Origin of the sequence: Cellulomonas septica (assembly GCF_012396155.1) — a bacterium.
Lineage (GTDB): Bacteria > Actinomycetota > Actinomycetes > Actinomycetales > Cellulomonadaceae > Cellulomonas > Cellulomonas septica.
Genome location: NZ_JAAXOY010000670.1, coordinates 1 through 1,936, shown reverse-complemented (window position 1 = coordinate 1,936; position 1,936 = coordinate 1). Strand labels below are relative to the sequence as shown.

At 74.7% G+C, this 1,936-nt stretch carries 1 protein-coding gene and 1 pseudogene; both read left to right on the top strand.

All coding sequences use genetic code 11. The annotated features are described in order from the left end of the window. A pseudogene (locus HGA02_RS17935) lies at nucleotides 1-373 on the top strand (LLM class flavin-dependent oxidoreductase); the annotation flags it as partial. Nucleotides 374-383: 10 nt separating this feature from the next. Continuing rightward, nucleotides 384-1,772 carry an NtaA/DmoA family FMN-dependent monooxygenase gene (locus tag HGA02_RS17930; RefSeq protein ID WP_168680617.1) on the top strand — a complete coding sequence of 463 codons (1,389 nt, stop codon included), beginning with the start codon at nucleotides 384-386 and terminating at the stop codon, nucleotides 1,770-1,772. Nucleotides 1,773-1,936: the final 164 nt, after the last annotated feature.

The following is a 1,936-nucleotide window of genomic DNA, read 5'->3' as shown; positions in this document are numbered from 1 at the left end:
CGACCCCGACGAGCTCCGCGTCGTGGCGGACCTGTTCGTCGTCCTCGGCGGGACCGAGCACGCCGCACGTGAGCGGCTCGCGCTGCTCGACGCGCTCGCCGCCCCGGGTCGTCGCACCCACGAGGGCGCCGCGCACGTCGGCACCGCGGCGGACCTGGCCGCGACGATCGAGGACTGGACGACGACCGGGGCGGTCGACGGGTTCACGCTGCGGCCCGCCGCGCTGCACACCGACGTCGACGGCATCGCCGACGAGGTCGTGCCGCTGCTGCGCGCTGCGGGCGTGTTCCGCGCGTCCTACCCGGGCACGACGTTCCGCGACACGCTCGGCCTGACGCGCCCCGTCAGCCGCTACGCGACCGCGATCGCCTGAGCCGCCGACCATGACGAACCGCCCCCGCAAGCAGATCCACCTCGGCGCGCACTTCCCGGGTGTCAACAGCACCACGGTGTGGACCGAGCCCGACTCCGGCAGCCAGATCGACTTCGCGTCGTTCGAGCACCTCGCCCGCAGGGCCGAGGACGCGCGCCTCGACTTCTTCTTCCTCGCCGAGGGCCTGCGCCTGCGCGAGCACAAGGGGGAGATCTTCGACCTCGACGTCGTCGGCCGCCCCGACACGCTGCCCGTGCTCGCCGCGCTGGCCGCCGTCACCGACCGGCTCGGCTTGGTCGGCACGATCAACACGACCTTCAACGAGCCGTGGGAGATCGCCCGGCAGTTCGCGACGCTCGACGTCCTGTCCGGCGGGCGTGCCGCGTGGAACCTCGTGACGTCGTCGGACGCGTTCACCGGCGCCAACTTCCGTCGCGGCGGCTTCCTCCCGTACGCCGAGCGGTACGAGCGGGCCGCGGAGCTCGTCGCGGTCGCCCGCGCGCTGTGGGACTCGTGGGACGACGACGCCGTGCGCGGCGACCGTGCGGCCGGCGCGTTCCTGCGCGACGGGGCCGTGCGCGAGGTCGAGCACGTCGGGAAGCACTTCCAGGTGCGCGGCACGTTCCCGACGCCGCGCGGTCCGCAGGGGCACCCGGTCCTGTTCCAGGCCGGCGACTCGGGCGACGGGCGCGACTTCGCGGCGGCCACCGCCGACGTCGTCTTCTCGATGCACTCGACGTTCGAGGACGGCCAGGCGTTCTACCGCGACGTCAAGGGCCGGCTCGCCGCGCTCGGCCGGACCGAGGAGTCGCTGAAGATCCTGCCCGCGACGACCGTCGTCCTCGGCGACACCCTCGCGGACGCGCAGGAGCGGGCACGGGTCATCCGGCGCCAGCAGGTCTCCGGACCGGGAGCGATCGCGTTCCTCGAGCAGGTGTGGGGCGTCGACCTCACGTCCTACGACCCCGAGGGGCCGCTGCCGGACGCCGAGCCCGACGTCGACAACGCCGACATCACGCGCGGCCGCGTGCGGCACGTCAAGGACCCGCGTCCCGTCGTCGCGCAGTGGCGTGCCCGTGCCGAGGCCGAGGGCCTGTCGATCCGCGACCTCGTCATCGCGGTGACGACGCGCGGCGGGTTCGTCGGGACGCCCACGCAGGTGGCCGACGACATCGACCGGGCCGTCCAGGAGGACGCGAGCGACGGCTTCATCCTCGTCCCGCACCTGACGCCGCACGGCCTCGACGACGTGCTCGACCGCGTCGTGCCGCTGCTGCAGGAGCGCGGCTCGTTCCGCACCGAGTACAGCGGTCCGACGCTGCGCCACCACCTCGGGCTCGACCGGCCCGCTCCCGGCCGCACCCGCACCGCCCACCTCGACCAGCAGCCCGTCGGCTGAAGGAGCCCCCGCCATGACCGACACCGCGATCCGACCGGCCGACGCCGGGACCGGCACCGACACCGCTGCGCGCGAGGCGTGGACCGCGTGGCACGCCGAGCGCGAGCAGGCCCTGACCGCGCCGCACGGCTGGCTCACGCCCGTCGCGCTGCTCCGGCTGCGCG